General features: G+C 63.5%; 16 protein-coding genes. All 16 read left to right on the top strand.

Annotation, left to right across the window (positions count from 1 at the left end):
* The first annotated feature begins 3 nt into the window (after nucleotides 1–3).
* The 16 genes from K320_RS0101670 (at nucleotide 4) to K320_RS0101750 (ending at nucleotide 16,487) form a co-directional block, all read left to right on the top strand.
* A complete protein-coding gene (locus K320_RS0101670) occupies nucleotides 4–723 on the top strand; it encodes a TIGR03759 family integrating conjugative element protein (protein WP_024537154.1) in 720 nt (239 codons plus the stop codon).
* The gene (locus K320_RS0101675) at nucleotides 708–1,328 is read left to right on the top strand and encodes a lysozyme family protein (protein WP_024537155.1); all 621 of its coding nucleotides are present in this window, start codon (nucleotides 708–710) and stop codon (nucleotides 1,326–1,328) included. The genes K320_RS0101670 and K320_RS0101675 overlap by 16 nt, the downstream gene beginning before the upstream one ends.
* A complete protein-coding gene (locus K320_RS0101680; protein ID WP_024537156.1) occupies nucleotides 1,325–1,858 on the top strand; it encodes an integrating conjugative element protein in 534 nt (177 codons plus the stop codon). The genes K320_RS0101675 and K320_RS0101680 overlap by 4 nt, the downstream gene beginning before the upstream one ends.
* An 8-nt stretch (nucleotides 1,859–1,866) precedes the next feature.
* A complete protein-coding gene (gene traD, locus K320_RS0101685; RefSeq protein WP_024537157.1) occupies nucleotides 1,867–4,023 on the top strand; it encodes a type IV conjugative transfer system coupling protein TraD in 2,157 nt (718 codons plus the stop codon).
* The gene (locus K320_RS0101690) at nucleotides 4,020–4,769 is read left to right on the top strand and encodes a TIGR03747 family integrating conjugative element membrane protein (RefSeq protein ID WP_024537158.1); all 750 of its coding nucleotides are present in this window, start codon (nucleotides 4,020–4,022) and stop codon (nucleotides 4,767–4,769) included. The genes traD and K320_RS0101690 overlap by 4 nt, the downstream gene beginning before the upstream one ends.
* 133 nt (nucleotides 4,770–4,902) lie before the next feature.
* Nucleotides 4,903–5,454 carry a hypothetical protein gene (locus K320_RS18915; protein ID WP_156913781.1) on the top strand — a complete coding sequence of 184 codons (552 nt, stop codon included), beginning with the start codon at nucleotides 4,903–4,905 and terminating at the stop codon, nucleotides 5,452–5,454.
* Between the two features lie 5 nt (nucleotides 5,455–5,459).
* Nucleotides 5,460–7,574 (top strand): DNA cytosine methyltransferase, encoded by a 2,115-nt coding sequence (locus tag K320_RS18290; protein WP_024537160.1) that lies wholly within the window; start codon nucleotides 5,460–5,462, stop codon nucleotides 7,572–7,574.
* 32 nt (nucleotides 7,575–7,606) lie between these two features.
* Nucleotides 7,607–10,246: a Z1 domain-containing protein gene (locus K320_RS0101710; RefSeq protein WP_024537161.1), complete on the top strand. Its 2,640-nt coding sequence runs from the start codon at nucleotides 7,607–7,609 to the stop codon at nucleotides 10,244–10,246.
* Nucleotides 10,243–11,289, top strand: coding sequence for a PD-(D/E)XK motif protein (locus K320_RS0101715; protein ID WP_024537162.1), 1,047 nt, complete (start codon nucleotides 10,243–10,245; stop codon nucleotides 11,287–11,289). The genes K320_RS0101710 and K320_RS0101715 overlap by 4 nt, the downstream gene beginning before the upstream one ends.
* Nucleotides 11,261–13,168 carry a hypothetical protein gene (locus tag K320_RS0101720; RefSeq protein ID WP_024537163.1) on the top strand — a complete coding sequence of 636 codons (1,908 nt, stop codon included), beginning with the start codon at nucleotides 11,261–11,263 and terminating at the stop codon, nucleotides 13,166–13,168. Before K320_RS0101715 ends, K320_RS0101720 begins: the two co-directional genes overlap by 29 nt.
* A 44-nt stretch (nucleotides 13,169–13,212) precedes the next feature.
* Complete coding sequence (locus K320_RS0101725; protein ID WP_169730022.1) at nucleotides 13,213–14,067, top strand: hypothetical protein; 855 nt, start codon at nucleotides 13,213–13,215, stop codon at nucleotides 14,065–14,067.
* A 3-nt stretch (nucleotides 14,068–14,070) separates the two neighbouring features.
* Nucleotides 14,071–14,871, top strand: coding sequence for a DUF6339 family protein (locus K320_RS18295; protein ID WP_156913783.1), 801 nt, complete (start codon nucleotides 14,071–14,073; stop codon nucleotides 14,869–14,871).
* On the top strand, nucleotides 14,864–15,280 hold the full coding sequence (locus tag K320_RS0101735; RefSeq protein WP_024537166.1) for a very short patch repair endonuclease: 417 nt from the start codon (nucleotides 14,864–14,866) through the stop codon (nucleotides 15,278–15,280). Before K320_RS18295 ends, K320_RS0101735 begins: the two co-directional genes overlap by 8 nt.
* Nucleotides 15,281–15,494: 214 nt before the next feature.
* A complete protein-coding gene (locus K320_RS0101740) occupies nucleotides 15,495–15,860 on the top strand; it encodes an integrative conjugative element protein, RAQPRD family (RefSeq protein ID WP_024537167.1) in 366 nt (121 codons plus the stop codon).
* Entirely contained in the window at nucleotides 15,857–16,096 is a 240-nt protein-coding gene (locus K320_RS0101745) for a TIGR03758 family integrating conjugative element protein (protein WP_010792128.1), read from the top strand. The genes K320_RS0101740 and K320_RS0101745 overlap by 4 nt, the downstream gene beginning before the upstream one ends.
* A 22-nt stretch (nucleotides 16,097–16,118) precedes the next feature.
* Entirely contained in the window at nucleotides 16,119–16,487 is a 369-nt protein-coding gene (locus K320_RS0101750; RefSeq protein WP_024537168.1) for a TIGR03745 family integrating conjugative element membrane protein, read from the top strand.
* Nucleotides 16,488–16,495: the final 8 nt, after the last annotated feature.

The raw sequence follows: 16,495 nt of genomic DNA on the forward strand, positions 1-16,495 counted from the left end.
GCCATGATCCTGCGGTCGTCGCTCGCTGCCGTCGTTCTGTTCGCCGCTTTCGGCGCATCCGCCCAGCCGGCCCCGGTGACGAACTCGCGCATGGTGCCCGCCCAGGTGCAGCCGGGCACTGATGCCGCGCTCGACGAGAGACAGGCGCGGGAGTGGGGGCTTCGCTCCGAGGAGTGGGCACGTTACCGGCAACTGATGCAGGGGCCGCTCGGGGTCTATTCGCCCCAGCTCGATCCGCTCACGGCGCTGGGCATCGAGGCCCGCAGCGAGGAGGAGCGCAGGCGCTACGCGGAGTTGCAGGTGCAGGCCGAGGCTCGGCGCGTCGGCAAGACGCTGGCCTACCAGCGGGCCTACGACGCGGCGTGGCAGCGCCTGTTTCCCGGCCAGCCGCGCGTGAGCCTGCCCGGCGCCAAGGCGCAGGGTGCCGGCAACACCGGCTCCGGGCGCCTGGCCGTCTTCGTCAAGGCCGACTGCGCACCGTGCGCGCAGCGCGTGCAGCAGTTGCAGGCGGCTGGCACGGCCTTCGACCTCTACATGGTCGGCAGCCGTCAGGACGACGCGCGCATCCGGCAGTGGGCCACCCAGGCGGGCATCGATCCGGCCAGGGTGCGCGCCCGCACCATCACGCTCAACCACGATGCCGGGCGCTGGCTGTCGCTGGGCCTGCCCGGCGAGCTGCCAGCCGTGGTGCGCGAGGTGAACGGCCAATGGCAGCGGCAATAGGTGCTCCGGGCCGGGAGCGTCGGCCGTCCCGCATCGCCATCCGCTGCGCCAGCGCCATGCTGCTGCTCACCACCGGCGGCTGGGCATTGGCCGCCCTGGCGCGGGAAGTGCCGCCGCCGGCCTATCAACTGGCGGCGCACCGTGCAGACGTGCCGGCGGCGGTGCTGTACGCGGTGGCCTTGCAGGAGAGCGGCGCCATGCTGCGCGGGCGCCTGATCCCCTGGCCGTGGACGCTCAACGTCGCCGGCTCGCCACAGCGCTATGCCACCCGCGCCGAGGCCTGCGCGGGGCTGCGCCGGGCACTCGCCCGCACGCCGGCCAATCGCATCGACGCCGGCCTCGGCCAGGTCAATCTCGGCTACCACACGCATCGCTACACGCAGCCCTGCGAGCTGCTGGACCCGTACCGCAACCTCGCCATCGCTGCGGAAATCCTGCGCGAACAGCACACGCCGGGCGAGGACTGGCTGCTTGCCATCGGCCGCTACCACCGGCCCGCCGGCGGGGCACCCGCGGCGCGCTACCGGCGCAGTGTGCATCGGCACCTGACCCGCGTGCTCGACCCCGGCGTTCCCGTTCCAACCCTCCAGGCCACCACGCCATGAACCACATCGTCCTCATCGCCGCCATCGGACTGCTGTCCACGACCACCGTCTTCGCCCAGACCGCCTCCGCGCCGTTGATCGTCGTCGAAGACCGCGGCGGCGACTCCGCGCTGCCGTACTACCGGCCGCTGAATCCCCAGCCGGATCAGGCCACACCGCCGGCCCCAATACCAGCCCCTCGCGTGGGCAACGCGGCTGACGCCGAAGCCGCCATGCTGCCGGTGCGCTCGACGCAACTGTCGCCGGGCGAGGTGCAGCGCCGCGTCATCCGGGCGCCAGGGCTGACGGCGCTGTTCCTGATCGGCGACGACGAGCGTTCGCGGGCCTGGCTGCGGCAGCGGCAGACGGCGCTGCAAGAGCTGCAGGCCGTGGGCCTGGTGGTCAACGTTGAGTCGATGGCCGCGCTGACGGCGCTGCGTAGGCTGGCTCCCGGCCTCACCCTCTCGCCGGTCTCCGGCGACGACCTGGCCCAGCGCCTGGGCTTGCGCCACTACCCGGTGCTCATCACGGCCACCGGTGTCGAACAGTAGGTGCGCAAATGGCCCAACCGCATGCGGTCGAGGTGCTGCTGCGGCCAGCGGTGGAGCTTCATACCGTGGCGGTCTGCACCGGCGCCGCGATTCTGTGCCTGGTGGCACCGTGGTCGCTCGCGCTGAACCCGCTGCTCGGCCTGGGCTCGGCGCTGGCCTTCCTGACCTTCGGCGCGATTCGCCTGCGCGATGCCTGGGCGATCCTGCGCTATCGCCGCAACATCCGCCGCCTGCCGCGCTACGTGATGACCAGCCGCGACGTGCCGGTGAGTCAGCAACGGCTGTTCGTCGGCCGGGGCTTTCGCTGGGAGCAGCGACACACGCACCGGCTGATGCAGACCTACCGGCCGGAGTTCCGCCGCTACGTCGAGCCGACGGAGATCTACCGGGCCGCCCGGCGGTTGGAGGAGCGGCTTGAGTTCGCGCCTTTTCCCGTCTCGAAGCTGGCGCGCGCGCTGGCCTGGGACAGCCCGCTCAACCCGGCCCGGCCGCTGCCGCCGGTCGGCGGACTGCCGCGCCTGCATGGCATCGAACCGGCCGAGGTCGACGTCACCCTGCCGCTGGGCGAGCGCGTCGGCCACACCCTGGTGCTGGGCACCACGCGCGTGGGCAAGACGCGACTGGCCGAGCTGTTCATCACCCAGGACATCCGCCGCAAGGTCCGCGGCGAGCACGAGGTGGTGATCGTCTTCGACCCCAAGGGCGATGCGGACCTGTTGAAGCGCATGTACGTCGAGGCCAAGCGCGCCGGGCGCGAAGGCGAGTTCTACGTCTTCCATCTGGGCTGGCCGGACATCTCAGCGCGCTACAACGCCGTCGGCCGGTTCGGGCGGATCTCCGAGGTGGCCACGCGCATCGCCGGACAGCTCTCGGGCGAAGGCAACAGCGCCGCCTTCCGCGAATTCGCCTGGCGCTTTGTCAACATCATCGCGCGCGCCCTGGTCGAGCTGGGGCAGCGGCCGGACTACTTGCTGATCCAGCGCCACGTCATCAACATCGACGCGCTGTTCATCGAGTACGCCCAGCACTTCTTCGCCAAGAACGAGCCGAAGGCCTGGGACATCATCGTCCAGCTCGAAGCCAGGCTGAACGACAAGAACATCCCGCGCAACATGATCGGGCGCGAGAAGCGAGTCGTGGCGCTGGAGCAGTACCTCTCGCAGGTGAGGGTCTATGACCCGGTGCTCGACGGCCTGCGCAGCGCAGTCCGCTACGACCGAACCTACTTCGACAAGATTGTCGCGAGCCTGCTGCCGCTGTTGGAGAAACTGACCACCGGCAAGATCGCCCAACTGCTCGCGCCGAACTATTCCGACCTGTCCGACCCTCGACCGATCTTCGACTGGATGCAGATCATCCGCAAACGCGCGGTGGTCTACGTCGGGCTCGATGCGCTGTCGGACGCGGAAGTCGCTGCAGCCGTCGGCAACTCGATGTTCAGCGACTTGGTGTCGGTCGCGGGCCACATCTACAAGTTCGGCATCGACGACGGCCTGCCTGGTGCCTCCGCCAGCGTGAATGTGCCGATCAACGTGCATGCCGACGAGTTCAACGAGCTGATGGGCGACGAATTCATCCCGATGATCAACAAGGGTGGCGGCGCCGGGGTGCAGGTCACGGCCTACACGCAGACGCTCTCGGACATCGAGGCGCGCATCGGCAACCGCGCCAAGGCCGGCCAGGTGGTCGGCAACTTCAACAACCTGTTCATGCTGCGCGTGCGCGAGACCGCCACGGCCGAGCTGCTGACGCGGCAACTGCCCAAGGTCGAGGTTTACACCACGTCGCTCGTGAGCGGCGCCACCGACAGCTCCGACCCGACCGGCAATACCGCCTTCACGTCCAACACCCAGGACCGCATCAGCAGCAACAGCGTGCCGCTGATCGAGCCGGCGCATGTGGTGGCGCTGCCCAAGGGGCAGTGCTTCGCGCTGACCGAGGGCGGCAACCTCTGGAAAGTCCGCATGCCGCTGCCGGCACCCGACCCCGACGAAGCCATGCCGAAGGATCTGCAGGAGCTGGCCGGCTACATGCGGCAGCACTACGTCGAGGCCGGAGACTGGTGGGAGAACCAAGGCCTCCCCGGCCTGCAGGACAAGGCGCTGCCCGACGACCTGCTGGACGACTTCAAGCAGATGGCTGCCGCTGAAGAGGCCGAAGCATGAGCGATCCGGCCGTCGCGGCCCAGCGCCAGCAGCAACGACAGCAGGGGTTGATCGCCAGCCTGGTCACGCTGCCGTTCCGCTTCTTCGGCGTGCTGTGCGGCGCGTTGCTGCTGTGCATCCTGATCGAGTGCGTCGGCATGCACTTCTTCTGGCCCGAGCAGGGCTGGCGCCACGCGCAGGGCATGCTGCACTACGAGCTGGACCAGCTCTCCACGCATTTCACGCGCAGCGCGCTGGTGCAGGAACCAGGGCGCACCGCGCACCGGCTGGTCGAGCAGGGCTACGACTGGCTGTTCGTGAAAAGCGGTCTGCTGGACTGGATACGCGACGCCGCGGCGCAGGCCAGCGCCGGCAGCCATCGCCCGACCAAGGATTTCCGCTACTACATCGGCTTGGTCTACGTGAACGTGGAGAGCTACCCGATCGCGGCGGCCTACACGACGCTGGTCTTCCTCGTGCGGCTGCTGGTGCTGTGCCTGACCCTGCCGTTGTTCCTGATGACCGCCTTCGTCGGACTGGTGGACGGCCTGGTGCGCCGGGACATCCGCCGCTTCGGCGCGGGACGCGAATCGGGGTTCATCTATCACCGCGCCAGGGCCAGCCTGATGCCGCTGGCCGTGCTGCCGTGGGTGGCTTACCTGGCGCTACCGGTCAGCGTGAACCCGTTGCTGATCCTGCTGCCCAGCGCTGCATTGCTCGGCGTGGCGGTGTGCATTGCGGCGGCGACGTTCAAGAAGTACCTGTGATCCAGACATTCAAGAACCGGGTGCGTGGCGGCAGGTCGGCTCTACCCACGAGACGCCGGCCACCAACGACGTCTGGAACAGAGAGCCTTCATGGAGCAACACGAGGGAGCAGCGAACAGTCCTGGAGACCTCCATGCCTCCAAAAGTGATCGACTCGCACGCAACAACTATATATCATGTCATCAGCGACAAGATATATGCGGAACAAAACGAAAATATGCTAAGACTTACCCCGGCACAAGTCACCCAGGTAGCGCAGCTACCCGATCAGACCCTGCGTCATTGGCGCAGCGTTCTGCCGCCGCTCGCCGGTCTGAACGGCTATACCCCCTGCTTCACGCCTGGCGATGCTCTCGCATTGCTCGTAGTTCGGCATTTGGTCAAGGTAATGGGCATCAGCGTCGGCGCGCTGGCAGCAGCCTCTTCAGACCTGTTTTCCATCTGCCGCAATACGAGCTGGCCACATCTTGCCGATCGTCGTCTCCTCGTTCAAGTCGAAGATGGGCGGGTGATCCTGCTATCCAGCGAACCCGATCTTGATAGGCCGGCCATCTTGGTTCCTATGCGCCCCTTTGCGGAGCAACTGCAGGCCGCATGGGCCAGCAGCTTCCCTGCCCTGGAGCAGTTGCCCCTTCAGTTCGGAGCGGCCGTAGTGCCACGCCCCTCACGGATGGCAGGAGCGTGAACGTCATGAGCCTTGAGCTGACCACCACACCGGACCTGGCATTCGACTCACAGATTCTGACTGGCGCCGGTACCGCAACGGCCGACCTGGGGCCGGTTTGGATTCTCGAAGAGGTCGCAGGGCACTTGCGCGCCCAAGGCAGAAAGACAGGCACCCCGCGCATGAGGCTCTACCGCCTTGGTGGAGATGTGTTGACGGCCCTGCACGAACAAGAGCTGGCCCAGGGGGCTTCACGCATCGACACCGCCATGTCTCTTCTTGAAGAGGCAAAGGCACGAAGTGGAGTCGTTGTCTGCAGCTTCCGTACGGTGGCTGCTGCTCAATTGGTGGATCGCCTGGAAACAAATGGTTCTCCCACACTCCACTACGTTGTCGAAGTCGATCCAACGCGCAGGGTTGAGTTTGCGCGCGCGAGGGACGGGGTGCGCACGTCCCCACCCAAGGAGCGTGTGGAAAACGCGAGCTGGCAGCAGATCAACCTGAGCGGCCCCGCAGGAGGTTCCGAATGCTACGCCGCAAACCTTGGCAAGGCAGCGTTGGGTGACGTAGAGGAATTGACCTGCTTTGCCTTGTCCATCGGCGGCATCAAGGGATACCAGCGCGGCATCCTCGTAGGCATGACATCGTTAAGCCTTGACGACGGACTGAAAAAGCTCGCGCAACTCCTGGCGTGGACCCGCTGGGTCCGGCTTGCAGCCCGAAGGGCCAAACGGGAGCGTTCGGCAGTCGCTGCCGTTTCCTCTCGGGGGCCTGATGCCACAGACGGCACCGCACCACTGAACATTCTTGTACGGGCCAATCGCAAGATTGCTGCTGGTCACGACGCGAAAGCCGCCAGCCAGCGCTCGCAGCTTTTCGATCAGCCCATGCAGCTCAAACGTCGGCTGACAGCAGACAAGAAAACGCTGAATGTAGTAGAGCTGTTTGCCGGGGCGGGAGGCATGGGCGTAGGCTTCCTCAGCGCGGGGACGGCCGATGGGCGCGGCTATCGCATTGCAGGATCTGCCGAGATCCATCCCACTTATACACAGACGCTGAAGCTGAATCATGCCTACATGCAAAAGGTAGGGCTTACACCGGCTGATGCAACGCCGGCCGAGTATGCCCCCATGGACCTTTGCTCAGACAAGGTCAGAGCGCGGCTGGGAGCCATGGCGAAGGAGTACGGGGACGTCGACGTTTTGATTGGCGGCCCCCCCTGCCAGGGCTTTTCAAGCGCGAACCGCAACAGTTGGTCCAGCTCAAACCCCAACAACCGTCTGGTAGATGCCTTTTTGGATTGCGTTCAGCAAATGGCGCCAAAGGTTCTGCTGATGGAAAACGTACAAGGGATACTGTGGACGCCCAGAGAAGATTCTGATTCCGACCTCAGTGTCGCTGCTCATGTCTTGGAGCGGCTTGGAAGCATGGGTTATCTCGTCTTCCCGAAGCTGCTTGACGCCGTCTGGTATGGAGCCCCCCAAAACCGCAACCGTTTCTTCCTGCTCGGCATCCACAAGGACGTCGGCTATTCGCAGGAAGATTTCGGCAAGTGGGGACCGTTTCCGAAGCCGACTCACGGCCCTGGTACAACCAACGCATTCGTAACGGTTCGCGATGCCATCGCTGATCTGCCAAAGCTTGGAAATGGAGATTCCTTGGCCGAGCGGCCTTACGAAGAGAATCCTGCTCTTCTACAGCAGAACGCTTTTCTTCGAGCAATGCGCATCGGCGCGCCTAAAGGAATCATCTGGGACCACGTCACCTCTCGACATGCGGAGTACGTAATCGAGCGCTACAAGGGCATCGGCCAGGGGCAGAACTGGCAGGCGGTCCGAGACCTGATGACTAACTACGCCGACGTGGAGCGCACACATAGCAACATCTACCGCCGCTTGGCGTGGTCGGAGCCCGCCATCACCATCGGCCACTACCGCAAGAGCATGATCATCCATCCGGCACAGCATCGAGGCCTTTCGCTCCGAGAGGCGGCACGGCTGCAGAGCTTTCCCGACTGGTTCCGTTTTGCCGGCACCCCGTCGGGCGGTGAAGGCGGTCTCATGCACAAGCAGCAGCAGCTTGCGAACGCAGTCTGCCCAAGTGTGACGAAAGCCGTTGCGGAGTTCATTCTCGAGCTCTGAACCAGGATCAATAATTTCAAGGGGAACCGTACATGCCGCTGAGTGATGGCGCCAATGATCAAATCGGCCAGTTGGCTGAGCAGATCCTCGATTCGGTGCGGGCTGGGAGAACACCGGAGGAGGCTGCAGCGCGCCTTTCAACGCTGCTGCCTCCCGCCCTGGTTGAGCAGGCCCTCCAAAAGTACCGCGACGCCAGCCGCCGCGTATGGACGCTGAAAGAGCCAGGAAGTATCTACAACAAGCATCTTGACCCCTGGTATTTGGGTCCAGACCCGTCGGATCGCTTGTGGCATTCCTATGAAAGGCACCTGAGAGACAAGGGATGGGACCCAGAGGCCATCAAAGACATTGCTGAAGCATCAACGCGGGTGGTCTCGCTGCTCGACCCGCCAGGGAAGGCGCAGATTCGCACACGCGGGCTTGTCCTGGGCCACGTCCAGAGCGGCAAGACTGCCAGCTTCACTGCTGTCATTGCCAAGGCCGCCGACGTTGGCTATCGATTCATCATCGTGCTCTCGGGAATGAACAACGTCCTGCGCTACCAAACACAGTTGCGCATAGACGAGGATCTTATCGCTGCCAACCTGGAGCACTGGATCACCGTGACGAACGTTGAGGACGATTTCGCATCCAATACCAACGTCAACTCCTTCCTGACAGAAAAGCACTCGACGAAGGTGCTCGGGGTCGTCAAGAAAAACAGCGCCAGGCTCAAGCGCCTCCACAAATGGCTAACGGGAGCGAGGCCCGAAGTGCTTCGCGCATGCCCCGTCCTGATCATTGACGACGAAGCCGATCAGGCCAGCCCCAACTCGCATCCGAAGCCCGATGAGCGCACCAAGATCAATGAGCTGATCGTAAAGCTGTTGGCGGACCTGCCCAAGGCGGCCTACGTTGGCTACACCGCTACGCCTTTCGCCAACCTCTTCATTGATCCCTCACTGCCGGAAGATCTCTACCCGAGGGACTTCATCGTCGATCTGCCTCGTGGAAAAGGGTACTTTGGCGCGGAGCAGATATTTGGACGAGCCCCGCTGGATGAGAACGATGATCCAGTTGATGGGCTGAACGCCATTCGGCTGGTGCCCGAACATGAAGGGGCGCAGTTGAAGCCGCCGAATCGCGATGCCCGGTTTACCTTCTTTCCCGAGATCACGCCTACGCTGCGCGAGGCAATGCTGTACTTCTGGATGGCTACCGCCGCACGCCGCGTACGCGGCCAGCGCAGCAAGCACGCGTCCATGCTCATTCACACCACCCAATATGCGGTGGTGCATCGAAACGCCAAAGGCGTCATTGACGCGTTTCAGAATAATGTACTGAAGCAGATCCAAAAGGGCGACGCCGCTTTGGCTGGTGAACTCGAAGCACTGTGGCTGCGCGAACAGGCAGCGCTTCCTTCGCAGCAGCTTGACCTGGAGCCAGTTGCCTTCGTCGACTTGATGGTGCATTTTGCGGCCGTGATCAAGCAGACCGAGACCAAGGTGGAAAACGGAAGCAGCCCGACGCTTGACCGAGTGGACTATCAGCAGGATGCCGATGGCAACGGCCGCATCTACATCGTGATCGGCGGCAACGTGCTTTCCCGCGGCTTGACCTTGGAGGGGCTGACGGTCAGCTTCTTCATTCGATCGGCATCGGCATATGACACTCTTCTGCAGATGGGGCGCTGGTTTGGCTACAGGCCGGGCTATGGTGATCTGGCCCGCGTTTGGATGACGGAAGAGTTGCGGGACTACTTCTATGATCTTGCCAGTGTCGAGCGCGAAATTCGGCAGGACATCTCGCGCTACAAGAACGGCGATGTCACACCCATGGAGTTCGCGGTCCGAATCCGCCAGCATCCTGCTTTGGCCATTACGGCGAAGCTGAAGATGCAGCATGCGGTGCAGGCCACGATGGCGTTCAATGGACGCGAAGTGCAGACCATCGTCTTCCGCCATGAAGACCAGGCATGGCTGGACCGCAACCTCAAGGCGGCACGCGACCTGATCGCAAGGATTCGTGCAGCTGGAATCCAGCAAACAACAGTAGAAGACAAGCCGCACAGAATCTTCTTCAACGTCAGCTCGACCGAAGTTCTCCGATTCCTGGACGAGTACGAAATCGACAGCGGCAACAGTGAAATGCCGAAGCCGCAGTTGTGCAGCTACATCCGTGACCAGAATCAGCGCGGCCACATCACCTCCTGGACAGTTGCTGTGATCACACGGTCGAGGCCCCTGCCGACGCTTGGGACGATTGATCTTGGATTGGACGCTGAGGTGCCCTTGGTCAACCGCGCACGGTCACAGCGCAAGAGAAGTCCGCAGGTTGTTGATATCAAGGCTTTGATGTCGGAAACCGATGTTGCAGCCGATGTGCCGCGCCCCGCCGTCGACCTGCGAGGCAAGGACAGAGAAGAGCTTCACCAGCTGCGCGAGGAGGCTGTTCCAGACGCCGGCCTGCTTCTGCTGTATCCGATCAGCAAGGATTCGGCGCCCCTGAGAGAAAGCAACCAGCGCGCGCCGCTGAAGGCCGTTCAACATATCGTCGGCCTCGCAATGGTCTTCCCCAACGTCCCTCAGGGCGACCTGACGCCGCAGAACTATATGACCGTCGATCTGCCGGATGTCGGCAGCGAAATGATCGACATCGACGACCTCGAAGACATGACCGAGACGGACGAATGACAAGCGGCGACGCCTGGACTGTTGCAGACGGGTGGCGCCACCTGGAGCTGGGTGCAGACGCGCCGACGCGGGGCGAGTTCCGCGTCTTCGACACGGCACTGCGTACTGCAGACGGTGCCGTGCTGCTGGCGGTCGATGCTGCCGGGCTCCGGCATGTGCTGGTCCCTGTGGCAGCGGACTTTCCGGCTGCGCACGACCGGCGCAGCGGCGGCGTACATCTGGCCACCCGCCCTCTCATTGACGCTTCGGGTCAGCGGCAGTATCTCGACCTTGCATGTCAAAAGGCGCATCTCAACCATGTTTTCGCCCACCTTGCGGAGGAAGTGCTCGGCGAGCTGCGCGTCGATTCCGCCCAGCCTCTGCAGGCCTGCCGTCAAACCCTTCAGCGCTGGCGCGAGCTCCTGGATCGCGAGCCGTCAAGCGTCCTATCTACAGAAGCGCTCTGTGGACTCTTCGGCGAACTTTGGCATTTGTCGCGCATCGTCGCCAACAGCCCAGAAGGCATCTCGGCCTGGCAAGGACCGCTGGGTGCGCGGCACGATTTCTCGGCAACGGGCTGTGCCCTGGAGATCAAGACAACGGCACGCCGAGATGAATGGAAGTTTCGCATCCACGGACTGACGCAGTTGGAGCAGCCGCGCAACGCCCGGCTGTACCTGTGCGCAATGCGCCTGGAACTCAATGGTGCGTCCGGATCCACCGTACCCGACCTGGTTCAGGCTGTTCTGACGGCTGGAGTTGATCGCCGCGATCTGCTTATACGACTGGCTCAAGTTGGATATGACCAGCGCGACGAGGCCCACTACCGACAGCTTCGAATCGACGTCATCGACTGGCGGGCCTATGAGGTGGCAGCATCATTCCCACGGCTGACCGCAGCGTCCTTTGCCCCTGCGGAGCCCCCGAACGGCGTGTTCGACATCCACTACACAATTGATCTTGCCGTGTGCCCTACAGTAGCTCTTCAGCCCGCAGCACTGGACCGCATTTACGAAGTGCTCGCAGGAGTTCTCGATGCCAACGCCGCTGGATCTGCAGTCTGAGCCATTCTCGGCAACGGGTGGAGCGGCTGCCGAGGGTGTATCCAACCAGCTTGGCCGCCCGCGAGCCGACCGCTTCACCCTGTTGATCCGCGAAGCCGTTCAGAACAGCTGGGATGCGAGACTTGCTTCCGAAGGAGGCGTGCGCTTCCAAGTGGATGGCTACCTCCTTGATCGAGATGTCCGGCAGTCCATCGCCGAGAAGGTATTCGCGAACGTCCCGGCCGCGATCGGAATTCGAACCCGCCTCCTTTCTGGAGGCGAGTTCCCGGTGCTTGCTATCAGCGACTTCGGCACCCACGGGCTCGGCGGCCCTACCCGTGGAAACGTCGTCCCTCAGCCGGGAGAGTCGACCAATTTTGTCGATTTCATGCGCTACATCGGCAGGCCGCCAAACCGTTCACATGCAGGCGGTACCTACGGCTTCGGCAAGGCTGCATACTTCCTCGCCAGCTCGCTGAGGACCATCTGCGTCTACAGCCGCTTCAATAGCGGGCGTGGGATGGATTCGAGGTTCATGGCCGCAGCATTGGGGCCACAGTTCGAGACGAGCGGGCCGGACGGACGACGGTTCACCGGTCGGCATTGGTGGGGTCGGCTGGCTCAGGATGATGTTGTGGACCCGGTCGCAGGTGCTGAGGCCGATGCATTGGCGCAGCTCCTGGGGTCCGCCGAGCGCAGCTCCAATAATTCCGGCACCACCATCTATGTTTTGGCTCCCGACTTCGAAGAGCAGGGGCCGGAGCAGGTACTGGGCCAGATGGGACGCGCAATAGCCGACTACTTCTGGCCCAAGTTCATCGACGGCATCGATGAAGCGCCCACCATGTCCTTCGGCGTGCGCTGGCAGGGCAGCGAGCTGCCACTGCCGAACATCCAGAGCGAGCCGGAGCTGAGGCTGCTCGCGCGTGCCTTTACCGCGGCATCTACCAAATCCTCGACCAGCGGCGCGGTACTGGAGCCGATTGCTTCGCAGCGGCCGAAGAAGCTCCTTGGCCACCTGGCACTGGTTCGGCAGCCCTCCACGACAGTCGCACCAGCAGGTGCGCCGGGCCAGGACGAAAGTGATGGTTCGGACATGCTCTATCAGCGGCCTCTTCGACGGCCGCTTCGGCATATCGCAATGATGCGGGCGCCCAACTTTGTGGTGAAGTACCTGGAAGGTCCGCCAGTTCCGTACGAACTTGCCGAATACGCGGGCGTATTTCGAGTCGATGCCGAGGCGGATGCGGCATTTGCCCGGGCCGAGCCGCCAACCCATGACGATTGGATTCCCGATCTGCTGCTGGACGCGGCGGAGAAGACCTACGTGCGGGTGGCCCTTCGCAGGGTGAAGGATGCCGTCGGAGCCTTCGCCGCACCTCCCACCATCGAAGCTGCGGGGAGTGGATCCGCCTCGGTTGCAGGCTTTTCCCGTCTGTTGGGGGGGCTCGTACCTGCGCTGAGTCTGGATGCAGCGCACCAGACCAGGTCGAATGGCTCGACCAGATCTGCTGGAGGCACTGGCGGACCGAGCGGCGGTGGAGGTCGGCGGGCCGGAGGGCCTCAGATTGCATATGTCGGAGAACCTGGGCTCGACATGGTCGATGGCGTTCCGGCGATGATTGCCCGCTTCGAAGCATCGAGCCCAAGTGGTTTACCTATCCGGGTCTCAGCGCTACCCAAAGTGGTCATTGCCGACGGCTTTGAAAGCGACCCTCCGCACGGGGCACAGCAGCCGCGAGTTCTGAAGTGGCTGGATTCGCGAGGCGCCATCGCCGCAGCAGACAGTGCGAGCTGCGTCGTTCCGGTAGCTGGCGGCACATGGGCTGTGGTGGTCAGCGTCCCGCCCGACGCCATGATTTCTGTCGCGCTCAAGGCAGAGGTCGAAACAGAAGGATGAGGACTGCGACCTCTCTTCCCTACAAACGTGCCGCGCTGCACCGGATGACGGCAGGTCAATGGGATATTCTGTCGACAGAGCATGCTCTGCCTCTCCCGCCGGTTCTATCCGAACTGGACTACGGCTCCGTGCTCCGTCTGCGCAGAGAAGTTGTCATCGACGTCGAAGGCATCCGGGCCGACTGCGGCCTTCCCAGTAGCGCATCTTTGCTGGCGGCTGCGAGTTGGTCGAGTACGGGAACCATGCTGCGTCGTTGCCTGGCCAGCGCTGTGCTATCCGGCGATGGAGCCTGCCTCATAGAACTCTCTGGAGAGATTGCAGGCGGCGACATAGCCGACATGCTTCACATCGACACCACAATTCTGCTCGCTCACGGGCAGGGTGAGTGCTGTTCGCTTGCCCCCCGGCATGCAGGAGCGATCCTCCTTCAGGAACGACAGACCATTCGGCTGGATTCGTCGCAGTCGTTCTTTCCTGTTGAAATTGTGGACTTCAGCGAGGGCTATTGGGCCAATCCAGATGCAGGATGGCATCTTTCCTGGAACGTGTTTTTCCTGGACCAGCCCTTTCTCGGATCTGTCCGTCTGCTCGTCAATGCGGCGCATCCCCGAGTGGTACGAGCCGTGTCGGGAAACGCCCCCACTGCAGAAGCTTCAGCCATCCGGTCGGCGATCTACTTTGATGTAGCGAAATCTTTGATTCTTGGCGCGCTGGCCAGCGAGGATTTCGTTGAAAGGGACGGTGACTTCGGAGAGGGTAGCTGCGGCATGGTTGTCTGCGCGATGATTCACATGCTGTTTCCCGGCGACGGCATCAGCGGCCTTGCGGCAGCTGCAGCCCAGCGGCCTGACCATTTCAATACCGACCTACAGGGGCGGCTCAGACTTTTCTGGAGCTGAGTGGTGATTCTCTTTCCCCAATTGCCGCACCACATCGCCCTGCAGATTGCCGATGGCGCTCGATCAGCCCCAGTCGACATCCTCGCCGGCATGGCGGCCCCTGAGCATCCCTCCTGCGAATACACGCCGGTCGGAAATCGGTCGACGAAAACGGCGCTGATCAAGCTGCGGAACGACCTTCTGCAACTCGCGATGGACGCCGGATACCCACAACCACCTGGCGGGCAGTCCGCGGCGGACTTCGATGCCAGGGCTTCTATCGTCCTGATACAGCAGATGCCGATGGCGCCTGCTGAGGCAGCACGGGGGGGCGTATGGGCGTTCCTCGCCTGCGTCCTGTTGCCGGATATTGTCCGATGGCGCTTCAGCGGCGTCGGTGGAACGACTACGACGCTTGAACGGTTTGTGTCAGGCCGCCGCAATGTCTTTCAACGTCTATGGTGGCGTGCATTCCACCTCATGCCCAGAACAGACAGCGCTCCACAGCTTTCCGATCTACTGAGCGCACTCGGTGAGGACGAGCTGGTCCAGTTGATGGAGCGCCCTTCCATCGCAGGCATCGCCGGCCTGCCCGGCTCCATTGCGGCAGGCCTTCTGGCTGCATCGCAGACATACTCGGACTTAACCCGGCGCCAGCTGATCAGGGAGGCGCAGAAGCGCATTCTTCGGCTGTCGTCATTCCTTTTGTTTGAATCGATCGACCAGGCGGAGGTCAACCGACACGTTGAGGACGTGTTCGAACAGGTAGCAGCATCGCTTCTCCGTCGAGAGTCCGAGTTGGAAACGGCGGCCGACAATGGCTGACAACATGACGCCCGAGCAGCGGCGCATGACCATGTCGAGGATTCGCGGGCGCGACACGAAAGTAGAACTCGTCGTCCGCAAGGAGCTACACAGACGGGGCTATCGCTTCCGAGTCAACGCCACATGGCTCACAGGCAAGCCGGATATCGTCTTCACCAGATTCCGACTCGCCATTTTCATCGATGGTGATTTCTGGCACGGATGGAAATTTGATCAATGGTCGCTGAAGCTTGCCCCCTACTGGCGTGAAAAGATTGGCGGGAACATCACGCGCGACCTTCGACACAGGGCGCTCCTACGCCGAGAAGGGTGGACGGTCATGCGCCTCTGGGAGCATGACGTGAACAAGAACTTGGAGCGCTGCATCCGGCGCATTGAGGCGAAGCTGGACCAGCTTCGCAAGGTCTGATCCACACCCATTGATTCTTCGCCGGGGGATCAGTCCGCTGTGTAGCGAATCCCGTCACCGGCATTCTCGCCTCGCTTGAACCCCCGACCCTGCTAAACGCTCAAGGACGGCAACTCTCCCATCAATCCGGTCAGCCTGCAGTTCCCATTCCCTGCGGCGCAAAGCGAGAGCGCGCCACAGCATCTGGCCATCCGCTTCAACGGGGAATGGCACGATGGGACAGACCAACCGCCGCACATCCGCATGGCTTGCGCTTGCCGTGGTGTTGGCTGTGTCGTTCTCGGCGCTGCAGCCTGCCTTCGCCGCCGATAGCCTCGCCTCGGAGCGTGAGCAGATCGCCGCGCTCGCCCGCCAGCTCGACCTGATCGACCGCCTGGCCGAGCACGCCGCCAGTACCGCTCCGCAGGAACGCGCCCGCTACCACTTCGACTACGCCCGGCTGCGTGCCGACCTGAAGCGCGTTCGCGCCGGCCTGCAGGACTATCTCGTGCCCCAGCGCGCCCAGCCGCGCGATCCCGTCCCGCTGGCCGGCGACTACGTCCGCCGCGACCGCGCCGACGACGAGGAGCCGTCGCCATGACGCCCTCTGCCGATCAGGTCGCCGCCTTCCAGGCCAACGGCGGCTTTGCGCCTTCGGCTGTCTCTGCCGTGGTGCTGGGCTTCGTGTTCGCCGTGTTGCTGCTGTGGGGCGTGTGGGCCATGCGCACTGCCTACGTCGGCTGGGCCGAGCACCGCATCACTGAACGTCAGTTCCTCGCCGTCGTCGTGCGCTTCGTGGCGATGTACCTGGTGCTGACCTTCTTCCTCCTCTCCTGACCGTCACGAAGGGCCATACGCCATGAACACGCCTCCGACACCCCAACGCATTCCGTCCCGCATCGCCGCACCGCTGCTGCCGCTGGCGCTCGCGGGCCTGCCGCTGTCGGCCTTCGCGCAGGGCCTGCCGACCATGGAAGACCCATCGCGCGGCCAGGGCAGCGGCATCCTGCAGACCTTGCAGAACTACGGCTACGACATCGTGCTGCTGATCGCGCTGCTCGTGGTCGCCTCGATGTTCGTCGGTGTCTGCTATCACGCCTACACGCGCTACTCGGAGATCCACACCGGCCGCGCCACCTGGGGCCAGTTCGGCCTGACGGTCGCCGTGGGCGCAATCCTGCTGGTGGTCGGCATCTGGCTGCTCACCAAGGCCACCGGCGTGCTGTAAGGGCGGCA

It is taken from the genome of Comamonas badia DSM 17552, from assembly GCF_000484635.1.
GTDB classification, from domain to species: Bacteria; Pseudomonadota; Gammaproteobacteria; order Burkholderiales; family Burkholderiaceae_C; genus Comamonas_C; species Comamonas_C badia.